Raw genomic sequence first — 19,784 nt, forward strand, 5'->3', positions numbered from 1 at the left:
AGGTTAACGGCTGCAGGAGCGAGCTGGCTCGCGACGGGCTCAGACGGTCTTGGCGATCCGGCTGGCCAGCAAGGCCCAGCCGAACAGCAGGGCGCACAGGATGAGCAGTGGCCAGGAGCGCCATTGCAGGTAAGGCGTCAGGTTGTGCATTGGCACCACCTCGCCGTAGAGAATCCCGCGTTCGAACTGGGGGATCTGTACGGTGATCTTGCCGAACGGATCGATCAGGCCGGTGACCCCGTTGTTGGTCGCGCGGATCATCCAGCGGCCGGCTTCCAGGGCGCGCATCTGGGCCATCTGCAGGTGTTGCAGCGGGCCGATCGAGGTGCCGAACCAGGTGTCGTTGCTGATGGTCAGCAACAGGTCGCTGCGCGCCGACAGGCCCGCGGCGAATTCCGGGTAAACCACTTCGTAGCAGATGAACGGCGCGATCTGATAGCCCTTGGCTTGCAGCAAGGGCTGGTCGGCAGGGCCGCGGGCGAAGTCCGACATGGGCAGGTCGAAGAAGGCGATCAGGCCTCGCAGCAGGTCCTGCAGGGGGACGTACTCACCGAAGGGCACGAGTTTCTGCTTGAGGTACTCGCCGTCGCCTTCGCCGACCACGGTAATGCCGTTGAAGTAGCGCTTCTGGTGATGCACCACCTCGCGGATCGGGACGCCGGTGATCAGCGCCGAATGCCGGTCGGCGGCAAAACTGCCCATCATCTGCAGGTAGCCTTCGGCCGACTCCTTGAGCACGGGTACCGCGGTTTCCGGCCACACCAGCAGGTCCACGCGCTTGGAGCTGAAGCTCATGTCGCGGTACAGCGCCAGCTGGGAGTTGAGTTGCGCGGGGTCCCATTTCAGGCTCTGTTCGATATTGCCCTGGATCGCCGCGACGCTCAGTGGCTCGCCCGCCGGGCTGGTCCAGGCATGCCCTTTGAGAGCCATGCCGATCACCCAGGGCGCGACCAGCAACACCAGGCCGGCGGCGATGAAGGCTTTGCGTCCGGCGCGGATCAGGCTCGGCAGGTTGTAGAGCAGGGCCGCGGTCAGCGCCAGGCTGAAGGAGATCAGCCACATGCCGCCCAGCGGGGCCAGGCCGGCCAAGGGGCCGTCGAGTTGGCTGTAGCCGGAATAAAGCCAGGGGAAGCCCGTCAGGAACCAGCCGCGGAAAGCTTCCTGGCCCACCCACAGGGCGGCGAAGGCCAGGGCGTCGGCCAGGGGCGCTTCATTGCGGCGCAGCCAGCGCGCCCAGAGCCAGGCCGGCAGGGCGAAGAACCAGGCGATGGCGGCAATGAAGGCCAGCATCAGCAAACCGGCCAGCAGCGCCGAGGCGCCGCCGTAGGTATGGATACTGACGTAGATCCAGCTGGTGCCGGCGCCGAACAGGCCGAAGCCGAAGCTCCAGCCGCGCCACAGCGCCTGACGCGGTGTCAGCTGACGCAGGCCGGCATAAAAGAAGCCGACCGCCAGCAGTGCCAGCGGCCAGATGTCGTACGGCGCCAGGGCCAGGGTGGTGATTGCGCCAGCCGCCATGGCCAGCAGGTTACCGGGCCAGCCGGGGCGGGTTAAGCGCAGCATGTCGGTCCTTAACGCGGAATAGGCGTGAGTCGCAGCAGGTGGATGCGGCGGCTGTCGGCATTCAGGATGCGGAAGCGATAGGCACCGATTTCCGTGATTTCGTTGCGTTTGGGCAGGTGCCCGAACGCGCTCATCACCAAGCCGCCGACGGTGTCGAACTCATCGTCGGAGAACTCGCTGTCGAAGAAGTCGTTGAAGTTCTCGATCGGCGTCAGCGCCTTGATCAGGAAGTCGCCGCTCGGCAGGGGCTTGATGTAGCTGTCTTCCTCGACGTCGTGCTCGTCTTCGATGTCGCCGACGATCTGCTCCAGCACGTCCTCGATGGTCACCAGGCCCGCCACGCCGCCATATTCGTCGATGACGATAGCCATGTGGTTATGGTTGGCGCGGAACTCGCGCAGCAGCACGTTCAGGCGCTTGGACTCGGGGACGAAGGTCGCCGGACGCAGCAGGTCCTTGATGTTGAAGCTGTCACCGTTCTCCTTGAGGATCAGCGGCAGCAGGTCCTTGGCCAGCAGGACGCCCATCACGTCGTCATGGCTTTCGCCGATCACCGGATAACGCGAGTGCGCGGAATCGAGGACGGACGGCAGGAATTCGCGGGGGGTCTGGGTCGCCTTGATGCTGATCATCTGCGAGCGCGGAACCATGATGTCCCGTACCTGCAGGTCAGCGACCTGGATGGCGCCTTCGACGATGGCCAGCGCTTCGCTGTCCAGCAACTTGTTCTGATGGGCTTCACGCAGCAGCTCCAGCAGCTCCTGGCGGTTTTTCGGCTCATGGGCAAAAGCCTGGGTCAGTTTACCCAGCCACGACTTTTGCCCGCTGCTCGATCGGTCTTCGCTCATAGCGATTACTCTAAATCCTTGGTTGTTACAGATGGATGTTCTTCGGTTTCGTCGTCCGCATAAGGGTCGGGATGACCCAGTTCTGCAAGCAACGTTCGTTCCAGTGCTTCCATTTCTTCGGCTTCGTCGTCATCTATATGGTCATAGCCCAATAGATGCAAGCAGCCGTGAATCACCAGATGGGCCCAGTGGGCCTGGAGGTCCTTGCCTTGTTCGGCGGCTTCGCGCTCGACCACTTCGGTGCAGATCACCAGGTCGCCGAGCAACGGAATGTCCAGCAGATCGTCTGGCACATCGGCGGGGAACGACAGGACGTTGGTGGCGTAATCCTTCTGCCGCCAGGTGCGGTTCAGTTCGCGGCCTTCGGGTTCGTCCACCAGACGAATGGTCAGTTCCGAGTCGGCCGTGCGCTGGCGCAGGGCCAGTTCACACCATTGGCGGAACAGGGCTTCGCTGGGCGCTGGCTTGGCGCTTGCCAGTTGCAGATCAAGCTCAAGCATCGTGGCGATTGCCTTTTTCCGCGGAGGGCTGGGTGGACTCGTCGGCCAGGCGCTGCTCGAAGCGCTCGTAGGCTTCGACGATGCGTTGCACCAGCGGATGACGGACTACGTCCTTGGGCATGAAGTGGGTGAAGCTGATGCCCGGAACGTCCTTGAGCACATTGATCACATGGGCCAGGCCGGACTTGGTGCCCTTGGGCAGGTCGACCTGGGTGATGTCCCCCGTGATCACGGCGGTGGAGCCGAAGCCGATCCGGGTCAGGAACATCTTCATCTGTTCGACGGTGGTGTTCTGGCTCTCGTCGAGGATGATGAAGCTGTTGTTCAGGGTGCGGCCGCGCATGTACGCCAGTGGAGCGATCTCGATGACCTGGCGCTCGATCAGTTTGGCCACCTGTTCGAAGCCAAGCATTTCATACAGCGCGTCATACAGTGGGCGCAGGTACGGGTCGATCTTCTGGGCCAGGTCGCCGGGCAGGAAGCCGAGTTTCTCGCCGGCTTCGACCGCCGGACGCACCAGCAGGATGCGCCGTACCTGCTCGCGCTCCAGGGCGTCTACCGCACAGGCCACGGCCAGGTAGGTCTTGCCGGTGCCGGCCGGGCCGATGCCGAAGTTGATGTCGTTGCCGAGGATTTCCTTGACGTAGCGCTGCTGATTCAAGCCCCGTGGGCGAATCATGCCTTTCTTGGTACGCAGGGCCACGGACGCTTCGGCAACCGGGTGATTGTTCAGCTCCTCGACGGCCGATTCCTGGAGGAACAGGTGCACCATGTCCGGCGACAGCTCGGTGCCTTTGGTTTCCCGGTACAGGCGGCGCAGGAGGTTTTCCGCGGAGGTGGTGTGCTTGGGTTCGCCGATCAGTTCGAACTGATTGCCGCGGTTGCGGATCTCGATGGTCAGGCGCTGTTCGATCAAGCGCAAATGCTCGTCGAACTGCCCGCACAGATTGGCGAAGCGGCGAGCCTCAAAGGGCTCGAGGATAAAACGATGGGGTTCTATGGGTGCGTTCAAGGTTTTTTTTTAGCCGCCCAACGGCAATAAGGATGAATTCAAGGATAACGCCAGTGGCCTGGGTGCGAAAGCTCTTATACGAAGCAATGTCTTTCATCCCATTTTCCAGGGAAGCCGGCTGCCAAGCGCTGGCAGACCGGCTTGCGCAGGCGTCATTGCAGCAGCGATCCGCGTAGCGAGTGAGGCTGGGCGGAGTCGATGTGCACGTCGGCGAACTGGCCGATCAGGGTCGGATTATCGCAGCGGAAGTTGACGATACGGTTGTTCTCGGTCCGCCCCTGCAACTCGCCCGGGTCTTTCTTCGAGTAGTCGGTAACCAGGATGCGCTGGATCGAACCGACCATTTGTCGGCTGATTTCGAACCCTTGCTGGTTCAGCCGGTGCTGCAGCGCGTTCAGGCGTTCCTTTTTCACCTCTTCCGGGGTGTCGTCCGCCAGGTCGGCCGCCGGGGTGCCCGGGCGCTGGCTATAGACGAAGGAGTAGGAGAAGTCGAAGCCGACGTCGGCGATCAGTTTCATGGTCTGCTCGAAGTCTTTTTCGGTCTCGCCGGGGAAACCGACGATGAAGTCCGAGCTGATGCAAATGCCCGGCACGGCGGCGCGCAGTTTGCGCAGCTTGGACTTGTACTCCAGCGCAGTGTGGTTGCGCTTCATGGCCGCCAGGATCCGGTCGGAACCGGATTGCACCGGCAAGTGCAGGTGCTTCACCAACTGCGGGACTTCGGCGTGGGCCTGGATCAGGCTGTCGGAGAATTCCAGCGGATGGGAGGTGGTGTAGCGGATGCGCTCGATGCCCTCGACCGCCGCGACCACGCGGATCAGTTCGGCCAGGTCGGCCAGGCGTCCGTCGTGGGTCTGGCCGCGATAGCCGTTGACGTTCTGCCCCAGCAGGGTGACTTCGCGTACGCCGTTTTCCGCCAGGTGGATGATTTCCGAGATCACGTCGTCGAACGGCCGGCTGACTTCCTCGCCGCGGGTGTAAGGCACCACGCAGAAGGTGCAGTACTTGCTGCAGCCTTCCATCACCGAGACATAGGCGCTCGGGCCATCGATGCGCGGCTCCGGCAGATGGTCGAACTTTTCGATCTCCGGGAACGAGACGTCGACCTGCGGCAGCTTGCTGACGCGGGCCGCATCGATCATTTCCGGCAGGCGGTGCAGGGTCTGCGGGCCGAAGACCACGTCGACGTAGGGGGCCCGGTCACGGATGGCCGCGCCTTCCTGGCTGGCCACGCAACCACCGACGGCAATGACCATCTCCGGGTTGGCCAGCTTCAACTCGCGCCAGCGGCCCAGCTGGGAGTACACCCGGTCCTGGGCCCGTTCGCGGATCGAGCAGGTGTTGAGCAGGATGACGTCCGCGTCTTCGGCGCGGGCAGTGACTTCCAGGGCCTGGTGTTCACCCAGCAGATCGACCATGCGCGAGCTGTCGTACTCGTTCATCTGGCAACCGTGGGTTTCTATGTAAAGCTTCTTGGCCATGGAGAGGGTCATCACGTGATTCGAAGAACCGCGCATTATAGGGAACATGGCCCACGGTTCCTACCGCTGCGCGTCCGGTGGCTGTGCTATAGTACGCGCCCTCTTTTATATCCCCCCGATGTGTTACCCGCCCACCATGACCAAACGCGAAGCTCCAATCTACAAGGTGATTTTCCTCAACCAGGGACAGGTGTTCGAAATGTACGCCAAGCAGATCTACCAGAGCGATCTGTGGGGCTTCCTGGAAGTGGAAGAGTTCGTCTTTGGCGAGCGCACGCAGGTGGTCGTCGACCCGAGCGAAGAGAAGCTCAAGGCCCAGTTCGAAGGTGTGGTGCGCAGCTTTGTACCGATGCATTCGATCGTGCGCATCGACGAGGTCGAGCGCCTGGGGACGCCGAAGATCAGCGAGGCCCGCGGCGTGAGCAATGTGATGCCGTTTCCGATGCCGATGCCGGAGAAGTAAGGGCGGTATCGAGCAGGGCGCCGCGCTCTATCGCGAGCCGGTTTTCAAGGCAGGGGTGAAAAGGGCGAACGCCCGTCGGCGCTCTGCAGTTCCATCAGGTACTTGCGGAAAATCTGCCCCAGCACCTGGGTGGCGACTTCCAGCTCGTCACGCCGCATGTGTTCGGCCACTTCGTCGGCTGTGTCCAGTGCATCCTCGGCGCCGTTGACCGCCGCCATCTTCAGCACGATATAGGCCTGAACGTTGTTGGCCGGCACGCCTTCACCGTGGAAGAACATGGTGCCGAGCTTGAACTGCGCTTGGGCGTGGCCCTGCAGCGAGGCCTTTTCAAAGTAGCTCAGGGCCTGATTGAGATCGCGCGGGGTGTTTTTACCTTCGTAGTAGAACTCGCCCAACTCGTATTGCGCTTGCGCATCCCCTTCGTCAGCGGCCTTCTGGCAGACCGCCAGGGCCTCGGACTGATCCTGTGACTGAGTATTGAGGGTGCAGCGACCCATCGCTGGGATCAACAACGAGTTGCCGCCTGCTTGTGCATCCGCGAGCAGGGGCTGAAGGAGCAACAGGCAGCCCAGTGCAAGGGCGCGGCCGGTGCGGTTCATGGGAATCGACTTACCTCTGAAGGGCGCGCGGACCCATCGAGGGATCCAATAAGCGCGCATTATGAAATAAGCAGGGCCAACCTTACAAAGTCTTTACTCGTTTTTCTGCTGCGCGGCCGCGATATCCGCCGCATTCGGCGCGGTTTCGAGGTGCGAGGTGGAAATACGGCGTAAAGCCGGCGTCAGCAAGTGCGGGACGCCGGTTTTGCGGGGAGGGTTACTTCAGGGCGGCGAACGCGCGTTCGGCTGCGTCCAGGGTCAGTTTCAGCTCGGTTTCGCCGTGGGCGATCGAGGTGAAGCCGGCTTCGAAGGCACTCGGGGCCAGATAGACGCCGCCTTCGAGCATCAGGTGGAAGAAGCGTTTGAACAGGTTAGCATCGCTGGCCATCACGTCGTCGAAGGTGACGATGTCATCGGCGCCGCTGAAGTACAGGCCGAACATGCCGCCCGCCTGGGTGGTCACGAACGGGATGCCCGCGGCGTCCGCGCGTTGCTGCAGGCCGTCGAGCAGGCGGCTGGTGTAGTCGCTCAGCTCGGCATGGAAGCCCGGACGGCTGATCAGGCGCAGGGTGGTCAGGCCGGCGGCCATGGCCAGCGGATTGCCCGACAGGGTGCCGGCCTGGTAGACCGGGCCCAGCGGGGCGATGTGTTCCATGATCTTGCGTTTGCCGCCGAAGCAGCCCACAGGCATGCCGCCGCCGATGATCTTGCCGAAGGTGGAGAGGTCCGGGGTCACGCCGTAGTGCGCCTGGGCACCGCCGAGGGCAACGCGGAAGCCGGTCATGACTTCGTCGAAAATCAGCACCACGCCGTGTTTGTCGCACAGGCTGCGCAGGCCTTCGAGGAAGCCCGGGGCCGGTGGCACGCAGTTCATGTTGCCGGCCACCGGCTCGACGATGATGCAGGCCACTTCCTGGCCGACCTCAGCGAGCATCTGCTCGACCGCGTCGATGTCGTTGAACGGCAGGGTCAGGGTGTGTTTGGCAAAGGCCGCCGGTACGCCGGCCGAGCTGGGCACGCCCTGGGTCAGGGCGCCGGAGCCAGCCTTGACCAGCAGGCTGTCGGAGTGGCCGTGGTAGCAGCCTTCGAACTTGATGATGCTGTCGCGGCCGGTGTAGCCACGGGCCAGGCGGATCGCGCTCATGGTCGCTTCGGTGCCCGAGCTGACCATGCGCACCATCTCCATGGACGGCACGATGGAGCAGACCAGGTCGGCCATCTCGGTTTCCATGGCGGTCGGGGCGCCGTAGGACAGGCCGTGCTCCAGCTGCTTGCGTACCGCGTCCAGCACGTCCGGATGGCTGTGGCCGAGGATCATCGGGCCCCAGGAGCCGACATAGTCCACATAGCGCTTGTCGTCTTCGTCAGTGACGTAGGCGCCTTCGGCGTGTTTGAAGAACAATGGCGTGCCACCCACGCTCTTGAACGCGCGCACGGGCGAGTTCACGCCACCGGGGATGTGCTTCTGGGCATTGGCAAACAGGGTTTCGGAACGAGACATGATCGGGCTCTCTGAAATCAGCGGTTAGAAGAGGGCGTTGAAGGCACGGGCGCGGCGGGTCACTTCCTGGGCGCTGTCGGCGCCGAACAGGCCATGGATCACCGCCAGCAGGTCGGCGCCATGGGCCACCAGCGGTGCGGCGTTCTCCAGGGTGATGCCGCCGATCGCGCAGATCGGCAGTTGCAGCCGGGAGCGGGCCTGGTCCAGCAGCTCCAGGCTGGCGGTCGGTGCGCCGGGCTTGGTGGTGGAATTGAAGAAGCGACCGAAGGCGACATAGCTGGCGCCTTCGTTGGCGGCCTGTTCGGCCAGCTCCAACCGGGCGTGGCAGGTCGAGCCGATGATCGCCTGGCGGCCGAGCAGGGCCCGGGCCGGGGTCAGCGGACCGTCGGTCTGGCCCAGGTGCACGCCGGCGCCGATGCGCGCGGCCAGCTCGGCGTCGTCGTTGATGATCAGCTGGGTCTTGTAGCGTTCGCACAAGCCTTGCAGGGCTTCGGCTTCGCGCAGGCGACGGGCCTCGTCGTCGCTCTTGTCGCGGTATTGCAGGAGGGTGACGCCACCTTCGAGCGCCGCCTCCACGTACTGCAAGAACTTGCCGGCCAACAGTTGGCTGTCGGTAATGGCATACAGACCACGTAGTTTCATCGAGCGGGCCTCATGGCTTACGAGCAGAAATCCAGCGGCAGGCGGCGCGGGACGAACTGGCCTTGGCCCAGTTGCTCGGCGTCGCGCAGGGTGCGCCAGGTGTAATCGAGGGCCGACTTCACGGCGCTGGCAAGGTGTTCGCCGTGGGCCAGGCGTCCGGCCAGGGCGCTGGCCAGGGTGCAACCGGAGCCGTGATAGCTGCCCGGCAGGCGCTGGCAGGTGTAGGTGTGGCGGCTGCCGTCGCGGCTGTACAGGCGATTGTGCACTTCATGCTCGTCGCCATGGCCGCCGGTGATCAGCAGGTGCTTGACGAACGGCAGGAGTTTTTCCGCACACTGGTCCGCGCTGCCTTCGGGCAATTCGGCAAGGATCCGCGCTTCCGGAAGATTAGGCGTGGCGATGGTGGCCAGGGGCAGCAGGCGTTCGCGCATGGCGTAGCCGACCTCGTCCTTGCCCAGGCGTCCGCCGCCGCCGGCCCGCAATACCGGATCGCAGACCATCGGCAGGTGCGGGTGCGCCTGCAGCAGTTCGACCACGGTGTCGACCATTTCCAGCGAGCCGAGCATGCCCAGCTTGACTGCCGCAACGGTGGAGTCGTTGAGCACGGCGTTGGCCTGGGCCAATACCCACTCGCGATCCAGCACGCGGAAGTCGCTGACGTTGACCGTGTCCTGCACGGTCAGCGCGGTCACCGCGGGAGCGGCATGGCAACCCTGGGCGAGCAGGGCTTCGATATCTGCCTGCAGGCCGGCGCCACCACTGGGGTCGTGGCCGGAGAGACAGAGGACAACGGGGCGAGAGCTGTAGATATTCATGGTGCGCGAGCTTACCACCAAACGTCTTTTTTGCACGGCTCCTCGCGTGTTGGCCGGGACCGGTTTTTCCACCTTGGCGACAACCTGACCGAAGCAACAGCTCTAGATCAATGGATAGCGCTGAAACGCCCGTTCTAGAGCCTTTAGACTAAAATTTTTCGTGGTGTTCATTGGCCACCAACGGCTATGCTAGAGTGGATCCAAACCAATAACAGGTAATGCCGGTTTTACGTCTACTCAAAGGGAAATGGGGGGCTCCTGACACAACCGGACAAGCCACGCTGGGGCTTTATGCGCTATTTGCTGATGTTGCTGTTGAGCTTGCCGATGCTGGTTGGCGCGGCCGAGTTCGACGAGTTCACCCGAAGCCTTCCCTTGGGCCGGGTGATGCAGGTATTCGAAGACGTGGGTGGTCAGGCAACGATCGCGGACGTCAGCGCACCGGCCATGGCCGGCAGCTTCAAGCGCCATGACCAGGACACCCTCAACGCCGGTTATTCCCGCTCGGCATTCTGGCTGAAGATCGACCTCAGCTACCGCCCCGCCAATCCCTCCATACGCCAGAGCTGGCTGCTGGAACTGGCCTATCCGCCGCTCGATCATCTGGACCTGTATGTGCCCGACGGAGCCGGTGGCTACCGCCTGGCCGAGCGCACCGGCGATGCCTTGCCGTTCGACAGCCGACAGATCCGCCAGAACAATTACCTGTTCGACCTGAGCTTTGCGCCCTACGAGCAAAAGACCCTGTTCCTGCGCCTGCAGAGCCAGGGCTCGGTCCAGGCGCCGATGACGCTCTGGTCCAGCACGGCCTACCTGGAAGCACAGCCGGTGCGCCTGTATGTGCTTGGCCTGATCTATGGCGTCTTGCTGGGGATGCTGGTCTACAACCTGTTCATCTACCTGAGCGTGCGCGACACCAGTTACCTCTATTACATCGTCTACATCGCCTCGTTCGGGCTGTATCAGCTGTCGGTGAACGGTGCCGCGGTGGAGTACTTCTGGCCGAACAACCCCTGGTGGGCCAACGCCGCGACGCCGTTTTTCATTGGTGCGGCGGCCTTGTTCGGCAGCCAGTTCGCCCGCAGCTTCCTGCAGACCGCCCGTCACAGCCGCTGGGTCGACCGCCTGCTGCTGGTGCTGATCCTGTGCAGCGCCGTGGTGGTGGTCCTGTCGCTGATGACCAGCTATGCCCTGGCGTTGCGCCTGGCCACGGCCCTGGCGCTGATCTTCACCGTGGTGATCTTCGCTTCCGGCATCGTCGCCTGGTGCCGCGGCATGCGGGTGGCGCGTTATTTCATCATCGCCTGGTCGGCGTTCCTGCTGGGCGGGATCGTCAATACCCTGATGGTGCTGGGCTATCTGCCCAATATGTTCCTGACCATGTATTCCAGCCAGATCGGTTCGGCCATCGAAGTGGCGCTGTTGTCGCTGGCCCTGGCCGACCGTATCAACTCGATGCGCGAGCAACAGGCGCAGACCCTGCTCGATGCCGGGCAGAAGCTCGAAGTGCTCAACCAGCAGCTGGCCCACAGCAACCGGCTCAAGGACGAATTCCTCGCCACCCTGACCCATGAACTGCGCACGCCAATGAACGGGGTGATCGGTTCCCTGGAACTGATGCAGACCGTCGATCTCGATCCGGAACTGGAGCAGTACCAGCAGACCGCCGCCAGTTCGGCGCGGGACATGATGCGCATGGTCAACGGGATCCTGACCCTGACCGAGTTGCAGGCCGGCAAGCTCAAGGCCCAGCGCGAGACGTTCAGCCTGCGCTCGATGCTCGATGCCTTGCACAGCCACCTGTGGGCCAATGCCTCGGCCAAGGGGTTGGGTTTCGATGTCGACCTGGCCGCCGGCTTGCCCGACCGGCTGTCGGGCGATCGCGGCAAGTTGAACCAGTGCCTGGAGTGCCTGCTGGATAACGCCATCAAGTTCACCCGGGTGGGCGGCCTGGTCCTGCGGGTGACCGGCAAGCCTGTGGCGGCAGGAAGGGTAGCGATGAGCTTCGCGGTGATCGACACCGGCATCGGTTTCGTCAATCTGGATGAGGCCTCGCTGTATCAGCGCTTCTTCCAGCTCGATGGTTCGATGACCCGTGAATATGGCGGGCTGGGTGTGGGGCTGGCGATCTGTCGGCAACTGGTGGAGCTGCTGGGCGGCCACCTGACCCACGAATCGGAGCCGGGGCGCGGCAGCTGTTTCCGCCTGGAGGTGACGTTCGACCTGGACGGCGCGCAGCCCCAGGCGATCCCGCCGGCTTCGCCGGTCCGCTGCGCCCGGCGCATGCCGCAGGATTGCAGCGTGCTGCTGGTGGACGACAACAGCATCAATCAGTTGGTGATCCGCGGCATGTTGCTCAAGCTGGGGTATCAGGTGCGCACCGCCGAGAACGCCCGCGGGGCGCTGGCGTTGTTGCGCCGGGAGTCGGTGGATGCGCTGCTGCTCGATTGCCAGATCGAGCGGGCCGAGGCACTCAAGCTCTACGATCAGGTCCACGGCCTGCCGGGTTGCGCCAGGTTGCCAGTGCTGCTGGTGTCGGCCGCAGCACAGGGGCTGGAGGCTGAGCGCCGTCTGCTGGAGCACCTGTCCAGGCCGGTGAAATTCGAGGAGTTGCAAAGCGTTCTGGCGCGTCGTGTGCTCGCCCCGGAGCAGGGTGAAAGCGCCGGCATTTAGGCGGGTATGCCACTTTGTTCGCCGGGGAGGGGGTGCTTAACTGAGGTTCTGGCACACCCCTGAAGGAGCCCCGACATGAACCTGCACCAGTTCGCCGAGACCCACGAAGTCACCAATCAGCCCCCTTCCCTGGACGGTACCAACCTCTATCGAATCGATCTGCCGTTGCAGGAATGGGCGCGGCGTTTCGGTGCCGGATGGGCCGAATCGCGGATCGACGCCTATGGTGCCCTGGCCGGCGGGCCGCTGATGGAAGCAGGGTTCCTGGCCAACCAGAACAAGCCGGTGTTCACCAGCCATGACCGTTACGGTCATCGCCTCGACCTGGTGGAGTTTCACCCGGCGTATCACCAACTGATGCGCACCGCCATCGAACACGGCCTGACGTCGTTGCCCTGGGCTCATCCCCAGGATGGAGCGCATGTCGCCCGCGCCGCCATGAGTTACCTGCACAGCCAGGCCGAGGCCGGCAGCGGTTGCCCGCTGACCATGACCTTTGCCTGTGTCCCGGCGCTGAAGTTGCAGGCGGATCTCGCCGAACAGTGGCTGCCCAAGGTGCTGGCCACCGAATATGACCCACGCAATGTCGGTATGGCCCATAAGGCGGGCGTGACCATCGGCATGGCGATGACCGAGAAGCAGGGCGGTACCGATGTGCGGGCCAATACCACCCGTGCCTACCCGGTGGGCGCCACCGGGCCGGGGCAGGCCTATGAACTGGTGGGCCACAAATGGTTCTGTTCGGCGCCGATGTGCGATGCCTTCCTGACCCTGGCCCAGACCGACAAAGGCCTGACCTGCTTCCTGCTGCCGCGGCACCGCCCGGACGACAGTCGCAATCAGTTCTATATCCAGCGCCTGAAAAACAAGCTCGGCAATTGCTCCAACGCGTCCAGCGAAGTGGAGTTCCGTGGCGCCCTGGCGTGGATGATCGGCGAGGAAGGGCGCGGTGTACCGACCATCATCGAGATGGTCGCCATGACCCGCTTCGACTGCATGGTCGGCTCCAGCTCCCTGATGCGCCAGGCCCTGACCCAGGCCAGCCACCACTGCGCCCATCGGACGGTGGGCGGCCGGGTGCTCGGCGAGCAGCCGCTGATGCAGAACGTGCTGGCCGACCTGGCGCTGGAAAGCGAGGCGGCGCTGGCCTTGAGCCTGCGCATGGGCCGGGCGCTGGACCATCAGGACGACCCGCAGGAGGTGCTGTTCTCGCGGCTGGTGACAGCGGTGGGCAAATACTGGATCTGCAAGCGGGCCCCGGCGATGATCAACGAGGCTGCGGAGTGCATGGGCGGCGCGGGGTATGTCGAGGAGAGCATCCTGCCGCGGCTGTATCGCGAAGCCCCGGTCAACTCGACCTGGGAAGGCTCCGGCAACGTGCAGTGCCTGGACGTGCTGCGGGCCTTGTCGAAGGAGCCGGGGGTGCTCGACGCGCTGTTCGCCGAGCTGGGCGATGGCCATGGCGACAAGCGTCTGGCCGAGCATATCGCCCGCCTGAAAGATGCCTTCCGGGACACCGACGACATTCAGTACCGCGCCCGCCAGCTGACCGAAGACATCGCCTTGGGACTGCAGGCCAAGCTGTTGCTGGAGGCCGGCAACGCGGCGGTCAGCGATGCTTTTATTGTCAGTCGCCTGGGTTCGGCAGGAAGGGTCTACGGCACCTTGCAGCGGGGCCTGGAGGTGGAGGCGATTGTCGCGCGTTCCACGCCGACAGGTTTCTGACCAAGGGGCAGGCTCATTCCTGGCGGATATTCCGTTGTTCCCGTGAGCCGGTGTTGCAGGCAAGATGAACGCCTGCAAGATCAGAACACAGGATGCTTACCGTGACCGAAGCTTTTATTGTCGTTCAAACCGCCGAGCAAGCCGTGGACCGGCTTGCCGCTTTGCATGAGCGGGCCACCACGGCGCTGAGCCAGGCGCTCAAGCGTTACCTCAAGGATCGTGTCGAGCCGGACGCCGAGCAGCGCGCCCTGTTCCGCTACCCGGAGTTGCGCCTGACCTATCACTGCCAGGGCGAGGTCCCACAGACCACCCGCGCTTACGCCAAGGTCCAGTTGCCGGGCACCTACAGCGTCACCGTCACGCAGCCCGCGGCCTTCCGCAAATACCTGCTGGAACAGCTGGTGCCACTGATGCACGACTTCACCGTGACCGTGGAAGTGGGTGTCAGCGAGCAGAACATCCCGTATCCCTATGTGGTCGAGCAGGGCGATGAGCTGGCCGGCTCCGGTGTCACCGCCGCGGTGCTGGCGCGGGTGTTCCCCAGCACCGACCTGTCCGCCGCCACCGACGGCATCGCCGACGGCCTGTACGATTGGGAAAATACCGATCCCTTGCCCCTGGCGCTGTTCGATGCCGCGCGGGTGGACTTCTCCCTGCGCCGCCTGGTGCATTACACCGGCAGCGACTGGCGCCATGTGCAGCCATGGATCCTGCTGACCAACTACCACCGCTATGTCGACCAGTTCATCACCCATGGCCTTGAGCAACTGCGCAGCGATCCGCGCTTTGTGCGCATGGTCCTGCCGGGCAACGTGATCATCGAGAAGGGTATGGACCACGGCGAAGCCTCGGCGATCGCCGCAGGAGTGGTGTGGCACCGTTACCAGATGCCGGCTTATCACCTGCTGGCCAGCGACGGCCATGGCGTGACCCTGGTGAACATCGGTGTCGGCCCGTCCAACGCGAAGAACATCACCGACCACCTGGCAGTATTGCGTCCGCATTGCTGGCTGATGATCGGCCACTGCGGCGGCCTGCGGCAGTCGCAGACCATCGGCGACTACGTGCTGGCCCACGCCTACATGCGTCGCGACGGCATTCTCGATCGGGTGGTGCCGCCGAACATTCCGATCCCGGCCCTGGCCGAAGTGCAGCTGGCGCTGCAGCAGGCCGCCGCCAACGTGACCGGGGAGAAGGGCGACGACCTGAAAAAACGCCTGCGCACTGGCACCGTGCTGACTTACGACGACCGCAACTGGGAGCTGCGCTGGGCCCAGGAGCGGCCGCTGATCAACCTGTCCCGCGCGGTGGCGGTGGACATGGAAAGCGGCACCATCGCCGCCCAGGGTTATCGCCTGCGGGTGCCGTACGGCACCTTGCTCTGCGTGTCGGACAAGCCGCTGCACAGCGAAATCAAGCTGCCGGGTTCGGCCAACGCGTTTTATGAGCGCGCGGTCAGCCAGCACCTGAAGATCGGCATCGCCGCGGTGGACCTGCTGCGTACCGAGCTCAATTCGCTGCACTCGCGCAAACTGCGCAGCTTCGACGAACCGCCGTTCCGCTGATCGCGGGATGGTCATTTGACGGTCAGGCCACTAGCATGAGCGGTCCTGACCGTTAGATGTTCCTTTCGCCATGTCTCGTCCTCCTCGTCCCGCTTCCCGCCATCCTGGCGCGAAGCGTCCTTCGTCTTCCGCGCCGCGTCGTGTGGCGAAAGCGCCACCGGCCGAACCGAAGCTGATCCTGTTCAACAAACCCTTCGATGTGCTGACCCAGTTCAGCGACGGCGAAGGGCGGGCGACCCTCAAGGATTTCATCGCGATCCCCGGCATCTACCCGGCCGGCCGCCTGGACCGCGACAGCGAAGGTCTGTTGCTGCTGACCAACGATGGCCAGTTGCAGGCGCGCATCGCCGACCCCAAGCACAAACTGGCCAAGACCTACTGGGTGCAGGTGGAGGGAGAGCCCACGATCGAACAATTGCAGCGTCTGCGTGATGGTGTGGAATTGAATGACGGCATGACCCTGCCGGCCCAGGCCCGGCAGCTGGAAGAGCCAGAGCTGTGGCCGCGCAACCCGCCAGTGCGCTTTCGCAAGAGCGTGCCCACCAGCTGGCTGGAGTTGATCATTCGTGAGGGGCGCAACCGCCAGGTGCGGCGCATGACCGCCGCGGTGGGCTTGCCGACCCTGCGTCTGGTGCGGGTGAGGATCGGCGACTGGACGATCGATGGGCTCGATCAGGGCCAGTGGAAGGAAGTGCCGGCGCGCTTATAAGGCGCCGGACTCGATCAGGCCGATCACCACGCTCTTGATGATGAACGCGGCCACGCCCAGGCCGAGGACGAAGAACAGAATGAACGAGCCGAAACGCCCGGCCTTGGACTTCTTCGCCAGATCCCAGACGATGAAGGCCATGAAAATGATCAGGATGGTCACAAGGCCAGTCATCATCCACTCTTCGAATACTGCAGGATCCATTGAACATCTCCAGCGCGGGCAAGGCTAAAAGGCGGGGGCGAGTATACGCCAAGGGCGCGCGGCGCGGCATTGACCCAGGTGCGCTTCGTCGTCACAGGCCGCCTTACCTGTAGGAACCGATCAGTTGCGCAGGTGAGTCAGCGGCAATTCGGTGCTGTTGAGCACCTGGTTGAGCACGAAGCTGGAGCGCACGCTGGTCACGCCTTCGATGCGGGTCAGGTGGCCGAGCAGCAGCTTCTGGTAGTGATCCATGTCCGGCACCACCACCTTGAGCTGGTAGTCGGCGTCCATTCCGGTCACCAGGCTGCATTCGAGGACTTGCGGCAGGCTGCGGATCGCCGCCTCGAAGTTCTCGAAACGTTCGGGGGTGTGACGGTCCATGCCGATCAGCACATAGGCGGTCAGGCTCAGGCCGAGCATTTTGCGGTCCAGCAGGGCGACCTGGCGGGAAATGTAGCCGTCGTCTTCCAGTTGCTTGACCCGACGCGAGCACGGCGAAGGCGACAGGCCGATGCGTTCGGCCAGTTCCTGGTTGGAGATGCGGGCGTCGCGCTGCAGTTCCGCCAAAATGCTGAGGTCGTATCGGTCAAGTTTGCTCATGGATCGGGCCTTTTTCGTAACTATTGCGCGATATTATCTGTCTAGGGTTAAAAATTGCGCAAGTGATGTTTGATTGAGCAATCTTAGCAATCATTTGTCGGCGCGCCAGGCCTATTCTTATCACCAGAATCACTGCCCGGACATAGAGTCCACTGCGGCCCGCCGAATCAGGCCTGCCGCGGCCGCCAATCCCACAGGGTTGAGCCGGCCCCCGGGCTGCACACTGTCCAGAAGACGGCGTGAGGTGAGCCGGCGTCATAAGCGTCGAGCACGGACGAAATTCCAAAGGGGGGCCGACGGGTCCCCCTTTTTTATTGCCTGCGCGAAAGGCGGGAAATATCCCCGTGGGGCGTTCAATAAATAAGTGTCGCGACTGATAACCTGTGGCAGAACCGGCCTGGGCTTTTCCAGTCTTAATTTACAGGCCCCCATCCGCAGTGAGGAATAGCATGAAATCGCGCATCTGGCGTTTGGCAGGTGTTGGTTTGCTGTGTGTGTGCGTCAGTGCGCCACTGCTCGCCGAGGACCGCAATGACGGCCGTGGCTGGTCCAACGGCGGCCAGCGCGGTGATGACGGGTATCCGGGCAACAGCCAGGGGCGAGGCGAAGGCCATCAATCGCACCAGCAGAATGAAATCATTCGCGGCGACAACAGCCAGCAGTTCGAGCGCAACGTCCAGAACGGGCGCTGGCAGAACCACGGGCCGAACGATCAGGGGCGTCCGGCACAACCGTCCGCCAACCTGCCGATCCAGGGCCGTCCCGATACCGTTCGCCAGACCCAGGAACCGCGCCAGGGCTATTACCAGGACATCCCCCGGCGTAACGACTACAACCCGTACTGGCAGGCCGGCGGCCCCGGTTCACGTCACGACGATCACCGCTGGCCGGGCCGTCCGGACGGGCGTGGCAACGGCTGGGGGCCAGGTCCGCAATATCGGCCGGGCTATGTGATCGATCGCTTCCCGGACCACCATTACCGCGTGCCGTATCGCGGCCAGGACTATTTCTTCTCCGGTGGCTACTGGTACCGCCCGCAGGGGCCGCGTTATGTGGTGGTGCGCCCGCCCTACGGGATTCGCGTGACCTACCTGCCGGACTATGCGCGGGAGGTGTGGATCGGCAGCGCGCTGTTCTTCCTGGCCGCGGGCGCCTATTACAGCTACGAGGCCAGTACCCAGCAATACGTGGTGGTCGAGCCGCCCGTGGCCAGCCCGCCACCGCAGCAGGCCGGCAATGATTACAACGTGCTGGCGTACCCGGTCAGGGGGCAGAGCCCGCAGCAGATCAATCAGGACCGCTATGACTGTTATCGCTGGGGGGGGCAGCAGAGCGGCTTCGACCCGGCGAACATGACTTATCCACCGGCGCCGGAGGTCGTCCAGACCTACCGCCAGGCCCAGGGCAGTTGCCTGAGCTCGCGCGGTTATCAAGTGACTTACTGAGCCCGGGCGGCCAATACCACTTCTTGTGGGTCGGCGTGCACCAGCACCTCGGCCTTCGGGTAGACCGCCTGAATCGCCTCGGCGGCCTGGTCGGTGAGGCCGTGGGCCACTGACAGGGTCAGTTCCCCCGGCAGTTCCAGATGCAGTTGCACGAACCAGCGGCTGCCGGAAATCCGCGTGCGCAAGTCATGGGCGCCGAGGACCCCGGGAACGCTGCACGCCAGTTCCAGCATGTGCTGGCTGACCTCGGGCGGCAGCTCCTCATCCATCAGCACCGCCACGCTTTCGCGGGCGATCTGGATCGCGCTCCACAGGATATAGACGGCGATCGCCAGGCCGAACCAGGCGTCCAGTTGCTGCCAGCCGAAACTGGCCAGCAGCAGCGCCAGCAGGATGCTGCCGTTGAGCAGCAGGTCGGAGCGATAGTGCAGCGAGTCGGCGCGCACCGCGGTGGAGCCGGTTTCGCGGATCACCCGGTACTGCACCATCAGCAGCGCCATGGTCAGCACCAGCGACAGCAGCATCACGCCGATACCGACCCAGGGCGCGCCCAGGGGTTCCGGGTTCTGCAGGCGTTCGATGGCCTGCACCCCGATCAGCACCGCGCTCACGGCGATGAACAGCGCCTGGGCCATGCCCGACAGCGACTCGGCCTTGCCGTGGCCGTAGCGGTGATCGTCGTCGGCCGGGCGCAGGGCGTAATGCACTGCCAGCAGGTTGAGGAACGACGCGGCGCCATCGAGCAGCGAATCGGTCAGGCCGGCCAGCAGGCTGACCGAGCCGCTCAGCCACCAGGCGATGGCTTTGGCCACGATCAGGATACTGGCCACCGCCAGTGAGGCGCGGGTCGCCAGGCGCAACAGGCGCGCGTGTTCCGGGCTACTGCTCATACAAGGCTGGTTCCTTCAGAAAGCGCGAGGGTCAGGCGGCTGGCTGCAGACCGTACAAGGCTAGTTGCTGCACGTTGCCCTTGTGCTGGATCAGGCGCGGGTCGTCCAGGGGGAAGCTGCGGCCCAGCTCGCTTTCGAGAATAGCCTGCAACTTGTGGTTATCGACCTGGCCGTCGGCGCCTATGGCTTGCCGCAGTTTCTGTGGATCGACCTGGGCGGTCTTGCCCGGCTCCAGGTAGATGGCGCCGGTGGCGAAGTCGATGCCGAAGGCGATCAGCCCCGGAATCACATAGAACAGCAGGCCCACGGCGTCGAGCACGGCCACCACCGGGTCGATCTTGCCGTCGATCTGGCCGCGCCGGTCGGGGAAGAAGATCGAACCGCAGGCGGTGAGCTGAGTCAGCAGGGTGGCAACCAGGACGCCGCCGATGATGCGGGAGGGAGTGCGCATGTGAATCTCCTGAGCAGACACGAAAGAGCAAGGATGAAGCGTTGTCGGTCCCTATTCAGACCGTGATTAACGCCGGGCAGTTCGCCGTTATACTCGCG

General features: G+C 63.9%; 19 protein-coding genes. 6 read left to right on the top strand and 13 right to left on the bottom strand.

Going from position 1 to position 19,784, the window contains the following annotated elements; all coding sequences use genetic code 11:
* Positions 1–39: 39 nt before the first annotated feature.
* From lnt to miaB, 5 genes are all read right to left on the bottom strand, one after another.
* On the bottom strand, positions 40–1,563 hold the full coding sequence (gene lnt / locus ACQKQA_RS17580) for an apolipoprotein N-acyltransferase (protein WP_427560071.1): 1,524 nt from the start codon (positions 1,561–1,563) through the stop codon (positions 40–42).
* A gap of 8 nt (positions 1,564–1,571) precedes the next feature.
* A complete protein-coding gene (locus tag ACQKQA_RS17585) occupies positions 1,572–2,411 on the bottom strand; it encodes an HlyC/CorC family transporter (RefSeq protein ID WP_427560074.1) in 840 nt (279 codons plus the stop codon).
* Between the two features lie 5 nt (positions 2,412–2,416).
* The gene (ybeY, locus tag ACQKQA_RS17590; RefSeq protein ID WP_427560077.1) at positions 2,417–2,911 is read right to left on the bottom strand and encodes an rRNA maturation RNase YbeY; all 495 of its coding nucleotides are present in this window, start codon (positions 2,909–2,911) and stop codon (positions 2,417–2,419) included.
* Positions 2,904–3,923, bottom strand: a complete 1,020-nt coding sequence (locus ACQKQA_RS17595; protein WP_427560080.1) for a PhoH family protein — start codon at positions 3,921–3,923, stop codon at positions 2,904–2,906. Before ACQKQA_RS17595 ends, ybeY begins: the two co-directional genes overlap by 8 nt.
* Before the next feature lie 152 nt (positions 3,924–4,075).
* Positions 4,076–5,404, bottom strand: a complete 1,329-nt coding sequence (gene miaB / locus ACQKQA_RS17600) for a tRNA (N6-isopentenyl adenosine(37)-C2)-methylthiotransferase MiaB (protein WP_427560082.1) — start codon at positions 5,402–5,404, stop codon at positions 4,076–4,078.
* 136 nt (positions 5,405–5,540) lie between these two features.
* Here miaB and ACQKQA_RS17605 point away from each other — a divergent pair, with 136 nt between their 5' ends.
* Positions 5,541–5,867 carry a DUF1820 family protein gene (locus ACQKQA_RS17605; RefSeq protein ID WP_007927079.1) on the top strand — a complete coding sequence of 109 codons (327 nt, stop codon included), beginning with the start codon at positions 5,541–5,543 and terminating at the stop codon, positions 5,865–5,867.
* 44 nt (positions 5,868–5,911) lie between these two features.
* On the opposite strand, the gene ACQKQA_RS17610 is transcribed toward ACQKQA_RS17605, so the two are convergent.
* From ACQKQA_RS17610 to ACQKQA_RS17625, 4 genes are all read right to left on the bottom strand, one after another.
* Entirely contained in the window at positions 5,912–6,466 is a 555-nt protein-coding gene (locus tag ACQKQA_RS17610; protein WP_427560084.1) for a tetratricopeptide repeat protein, read from the bottom strand.
* Positions 6,467–6,683: 217 nt separating this feature from the next.
* Positions 6,684–7,967, bottom strand: a complete 1,284-nt coding sequence (hemL, locus tag ACQKQA_RS17615) for a glutamate-1-semialdehyde 2,1-aminomutase (RefSeq protein WP_427560086.1) — start codon at positions 7,965–7,967, stop codon at positions 6,684–6,686.
* Between the two features lie 24 nt (positions 7,968–7,991).
* Complete coding sequence (gene thiE, locus ACQKQA_RS17620; RefSeq protein WP_427560089.1) at positions 7,992–8,609, bottom strand: thiamine phosphate synthase; 618 nt, start codon at positions 8,607–8,609, stop codon at positions 7,992–7,994.
* A 17-nt stretch (positions 8,610–8,626) separates the two neighbouring features.
* Entirely contained in the window at positions 8,627–9,424 is a 798-nt protein-coding gene (locus ACQKQA_RS17625) for a hydroxymethylpyrimidine/phosphomethylpyrimidine kinase (RefSeq protein WP_427560092.1), read from the bottom strand.
* Between the two features lie 291 nt (positions 9,425–9,715).
* Between ACQKQA_RS17625 and ACQKQA_RS17630 the strand changes: the two genes are divergently transcribed.
* The 4 genes from ACQKQA_RS17630 to ACQKQA_RS17645 all read left to right on the top strand — a co-directional run bounded on the left by ACQKQA_RS17630 (position 9,716) and on the right by ACQKQA_RS17645 (position 16,096).
* The gene (locus ACQKQA_RS17630; RefSeq protein WP_427560094.1) at positions 9,716–12,097 is read left to right on the top strand and encodes a hybrid sensor histidine kinase/response regulator; all 2,382 of its coding nucleotides are present in this window, start codon (positions 9,716–9,718) and stop codon (positions 12,095–12,097) included.
* Positions 12,098–12,172: 75 nt separating this feature from the next.
* Complete coding sequence (locus ACQKQA_RS17635; protein WP_427560097.1) at positions 12,173–13,822, top strand: acyl-CoA dehydrogenase family protein; 1,650 nt, start codon at positions 12,173–12,175, stop codon at positions 13,820–13,822.
* Positions 13,823–13,914: 92 nt separating this feature from the next.
* On the top strand, positions 13,915–15,387 hold the full coding sequence (amn, locus tag ACQKQA_RS17640; RefSeq protein WP_427560100.1) for an AMP nucleosidase: 1,473 nt from the start codon (positions 13,915–13,917) through the stop codon (positions 15,385–15,387).
* A gap of 142 nt (positions 15,388–15,529) precedes the next feature.
* On the top strand, positions 15,530–16,096 hold the full coding sequence (locus ACQKQA_RS17645; protein ID WP_427560102.1) for a pseudouridine synthase: 567 nt from the start codon (positions 15,530–15,532) through the stop codon (positions 16,094–16,096).
* Here the strand turns inward: ACQKQA_RS17645 and ACQKQA_RS17650 are convergent.
* Both ACQKQA_RS17650 and ACQKQA_RS17655 read right to left on the bottom strand, forming a co-directional pair.
* Positions 16,091–16,300, bottom strand: coding sequence for a DUF2788 domain-containing protein (locus tag ACQKQA_RS17650; protein ID WP_007927060.1), 210 nt, complete (start codon positions 16,298–16,300; stop codon positions 16,091–16,093). The genes ACQKQA_RS17645 and ACQKQA_RS17650 overlap by 6 nt on opposite strands.
* A 120-nt stretch (positions 16,301–16,420) precedes the next feature.
* On the bottom strand, positions 16,421–16,900 hold the full coding sequence (locus ACQKQA_RS17655; RefSeq protein ID WP_009045772.1) for an Lrp/AsnC family transcriptional regulator: 480 nt from the start codon (positions 16,898–16,900) through the stop codon (positions 16,421–16,423).
* Between the two features lie 449 nt (positions 16,901–17,349).
* Here ACQKQA_RS17655 and ACQKQA_RS17660 point away from each other — a divergent pair, with 449 nt between their 5' ends.
* On the top strand, positions 17,350–18,345 hold the full coding sequence (locus tag ACQKQA_RS17660; protein WP_427560106.1) for a DUF6515 family protein: 996 nt from the start codon (positions 17,350–17,352) through the stop codon (positions 18,343–18,345).
* On the opposite strand, the gene ACQKQA_RS17665 is transcribed toward ACQKQA_RS17660, so the two are convergent.
* Both ACQKQA_RS17665 and ACQKQA_RS17670 read right to left on the bottom strand, forming a co-directional pair.
* Positions 18,339–19,235 (bottom strand): cation diffusion facilitator family transporter, encoded by an 897-nt coding sequence (locus ACQKQA_RS17665; protein ID WP_427560109.1) that lies wholly within the window; start codon positions 19,233–19,235, stop codon positions 18,339–18,341. The two genes, ACQKQA_RS17660 and ACQKQA_RS17665, sit on opposite strands and share 7 nt — an antisense overlap.
* 31 nt (positions 19,236–19,266) lie before the next feature.
* Positions 19,267–19,686 (bottom strand): polyribonucleotide nucleotidyltransferase, encoded by a 420-nt coding sequence (locus ACQKQA_RS17670; RefSeq protein WP_427560112.1) that lies wholly within the window; start codon positions 19,684–19,686, stop codon positions 19,267–19,269.
* Between the last annotated feature and the right edge of the window lie 98 nt (positions 19,687–19,784).

Origin of the sequence: Pseudomonas sp. NPDC089530 (assembly GCF_050280705.1) — a bacterium.
GTDB lineage: Bacteria > Pseudomonadota > Gammaproteobacteria > Pseudomonadales > Pseudomonadaceae > Aquipseudomonas.

What these genes read in the sequence shown, in the direction of transcription:
- ACQKQA_RS17665 (WP_427560109.1), bottom strand. Translation starts at nt 19,235, where the DNA reads ATGAGCAGTAGCCCGGAACACGCGCGCCTGTTGCGCCTGGCGACCCGC.
- thiE (WP_427560089.1), bottom strand. Translation starts at nt 8,609, where the DNA reads ATGAAACTACGTGGTCTGTATGCCATTACCGACAGCCAACTGTTGGCC.
- miaB (WP_427560082.1), bottom strand. Translation starts at nt 5,404, where the DNA reads ATGGCCAAGAAGCTTTACATAGAAACCCACGGTTGCCAGATGAACGAG.
- ACQKQA_RS17585 (WP_427560074.1), bottom strand. Translation starts at nt 2,411, where the DNA reads ATGAGCGAAGACCGATCGAGCAGCGGGCAAAAGTCGTGGCTGGGTAAA.
- ACQKQA_RS17610 (WP_427560084.1), bottom strand. Translation starts at nt 6,466, where the DNA reads ATGAACCGCACCGGCCGCGCCCTTGCACTGGGCTGCCTGTTGCTCCTT.
- ACQKQA_RS17635 (WP_427560097.1), top strand. Translation starts at nt 12,173, where the DNA reads ATGAACCTGCACCAGTTCGCCGAGACCCACGAAGTCACCAATCAGCCC.
- ACQKQA_RS17655 (WP_009045772.1), bottom strand. Translation starts at nt 16,900, where the DNA reads ATGAGCAAACTTGACCGATACGACCTCAGCATTTTGGCGGAACTGCAG.
- hemL (WP_427560086.1), bottom strand. Translation starts at nt 7,967, where the DNA reads ATGTCTCGTTCCGAAACCCTGTTTGCCAATGCCCAGAAGCACATCCCC.
- ACQKQA_RS17630 (WP_427560094.1), top strand. Translation starts at nt 9,716, where the DNA reads ATGCGCTATTTGCTGATGTTGCTGTTGAGCTTGCCGATGCTGGTTGGC.
- ACQKQA_RS17660 (WP_427560106.1), top strand. Translation starts at nt 17,350, where the DNA reads ATGAAATCGCGCATCTGGCGTTTGGCAGGTGTTGGTTTGCTGTGTGTG.
- amn (WP_427560100.1), top strand. Translation starts at nt 13,915, where the DNA reads ATGCTTACCGTGACCGAAGCTTTTATTGTCGTTCAAACCGCCGAGCAA.
- ACQKQA_RS17670 (WP_427560112.1), bottom strand. Translation starts at nt 19,686, where the DNA reads ATGCGCACTCCCTCCCGCATCATCGGCGGCGTCCTGGTTGCCACCCTG.
- ACQKQA_RS17625 (WP_427560092.1), bottom strand. Translation starts at nt 9,424, where the DNA reads ATGAATATCTACAGCTCTCGCCCCGTTGTCCTCTGTCTCTCCGGCCAC.
- ACQKQA_RS17650 (WP_007927060.1), bottom strand. Translation starts at nt 16,300, where the DNA reads ATGGATCCTGCAGTATTCGAAGAGTGGATGATGACTGGCCTTGTGACC.
- ybeY (WP_427560077.1), bottom strand. Translation starts at nt 2,911, where the DNA reads ATGCTTGAGCTTGATCTGCAACTGGCAAGCGCCAAGCCAGCGCCCAGC.
- ACQKQA_RS17605 (WP_007927079.1), top strand. Translation starts at nt 5,541, where the DNA reads ATGACCAAACGCGAAGCTCCAATCTACAAGGTGATTTTCCTCAACCAG.
- lnt (WP_427560071.1), bottom strand. Translation starts at nt 1,563, where the DNA reads ATGCTGCGCTTAACCCGCCCCGGCTGGCCCGGTAACCTGCTGGCCATG.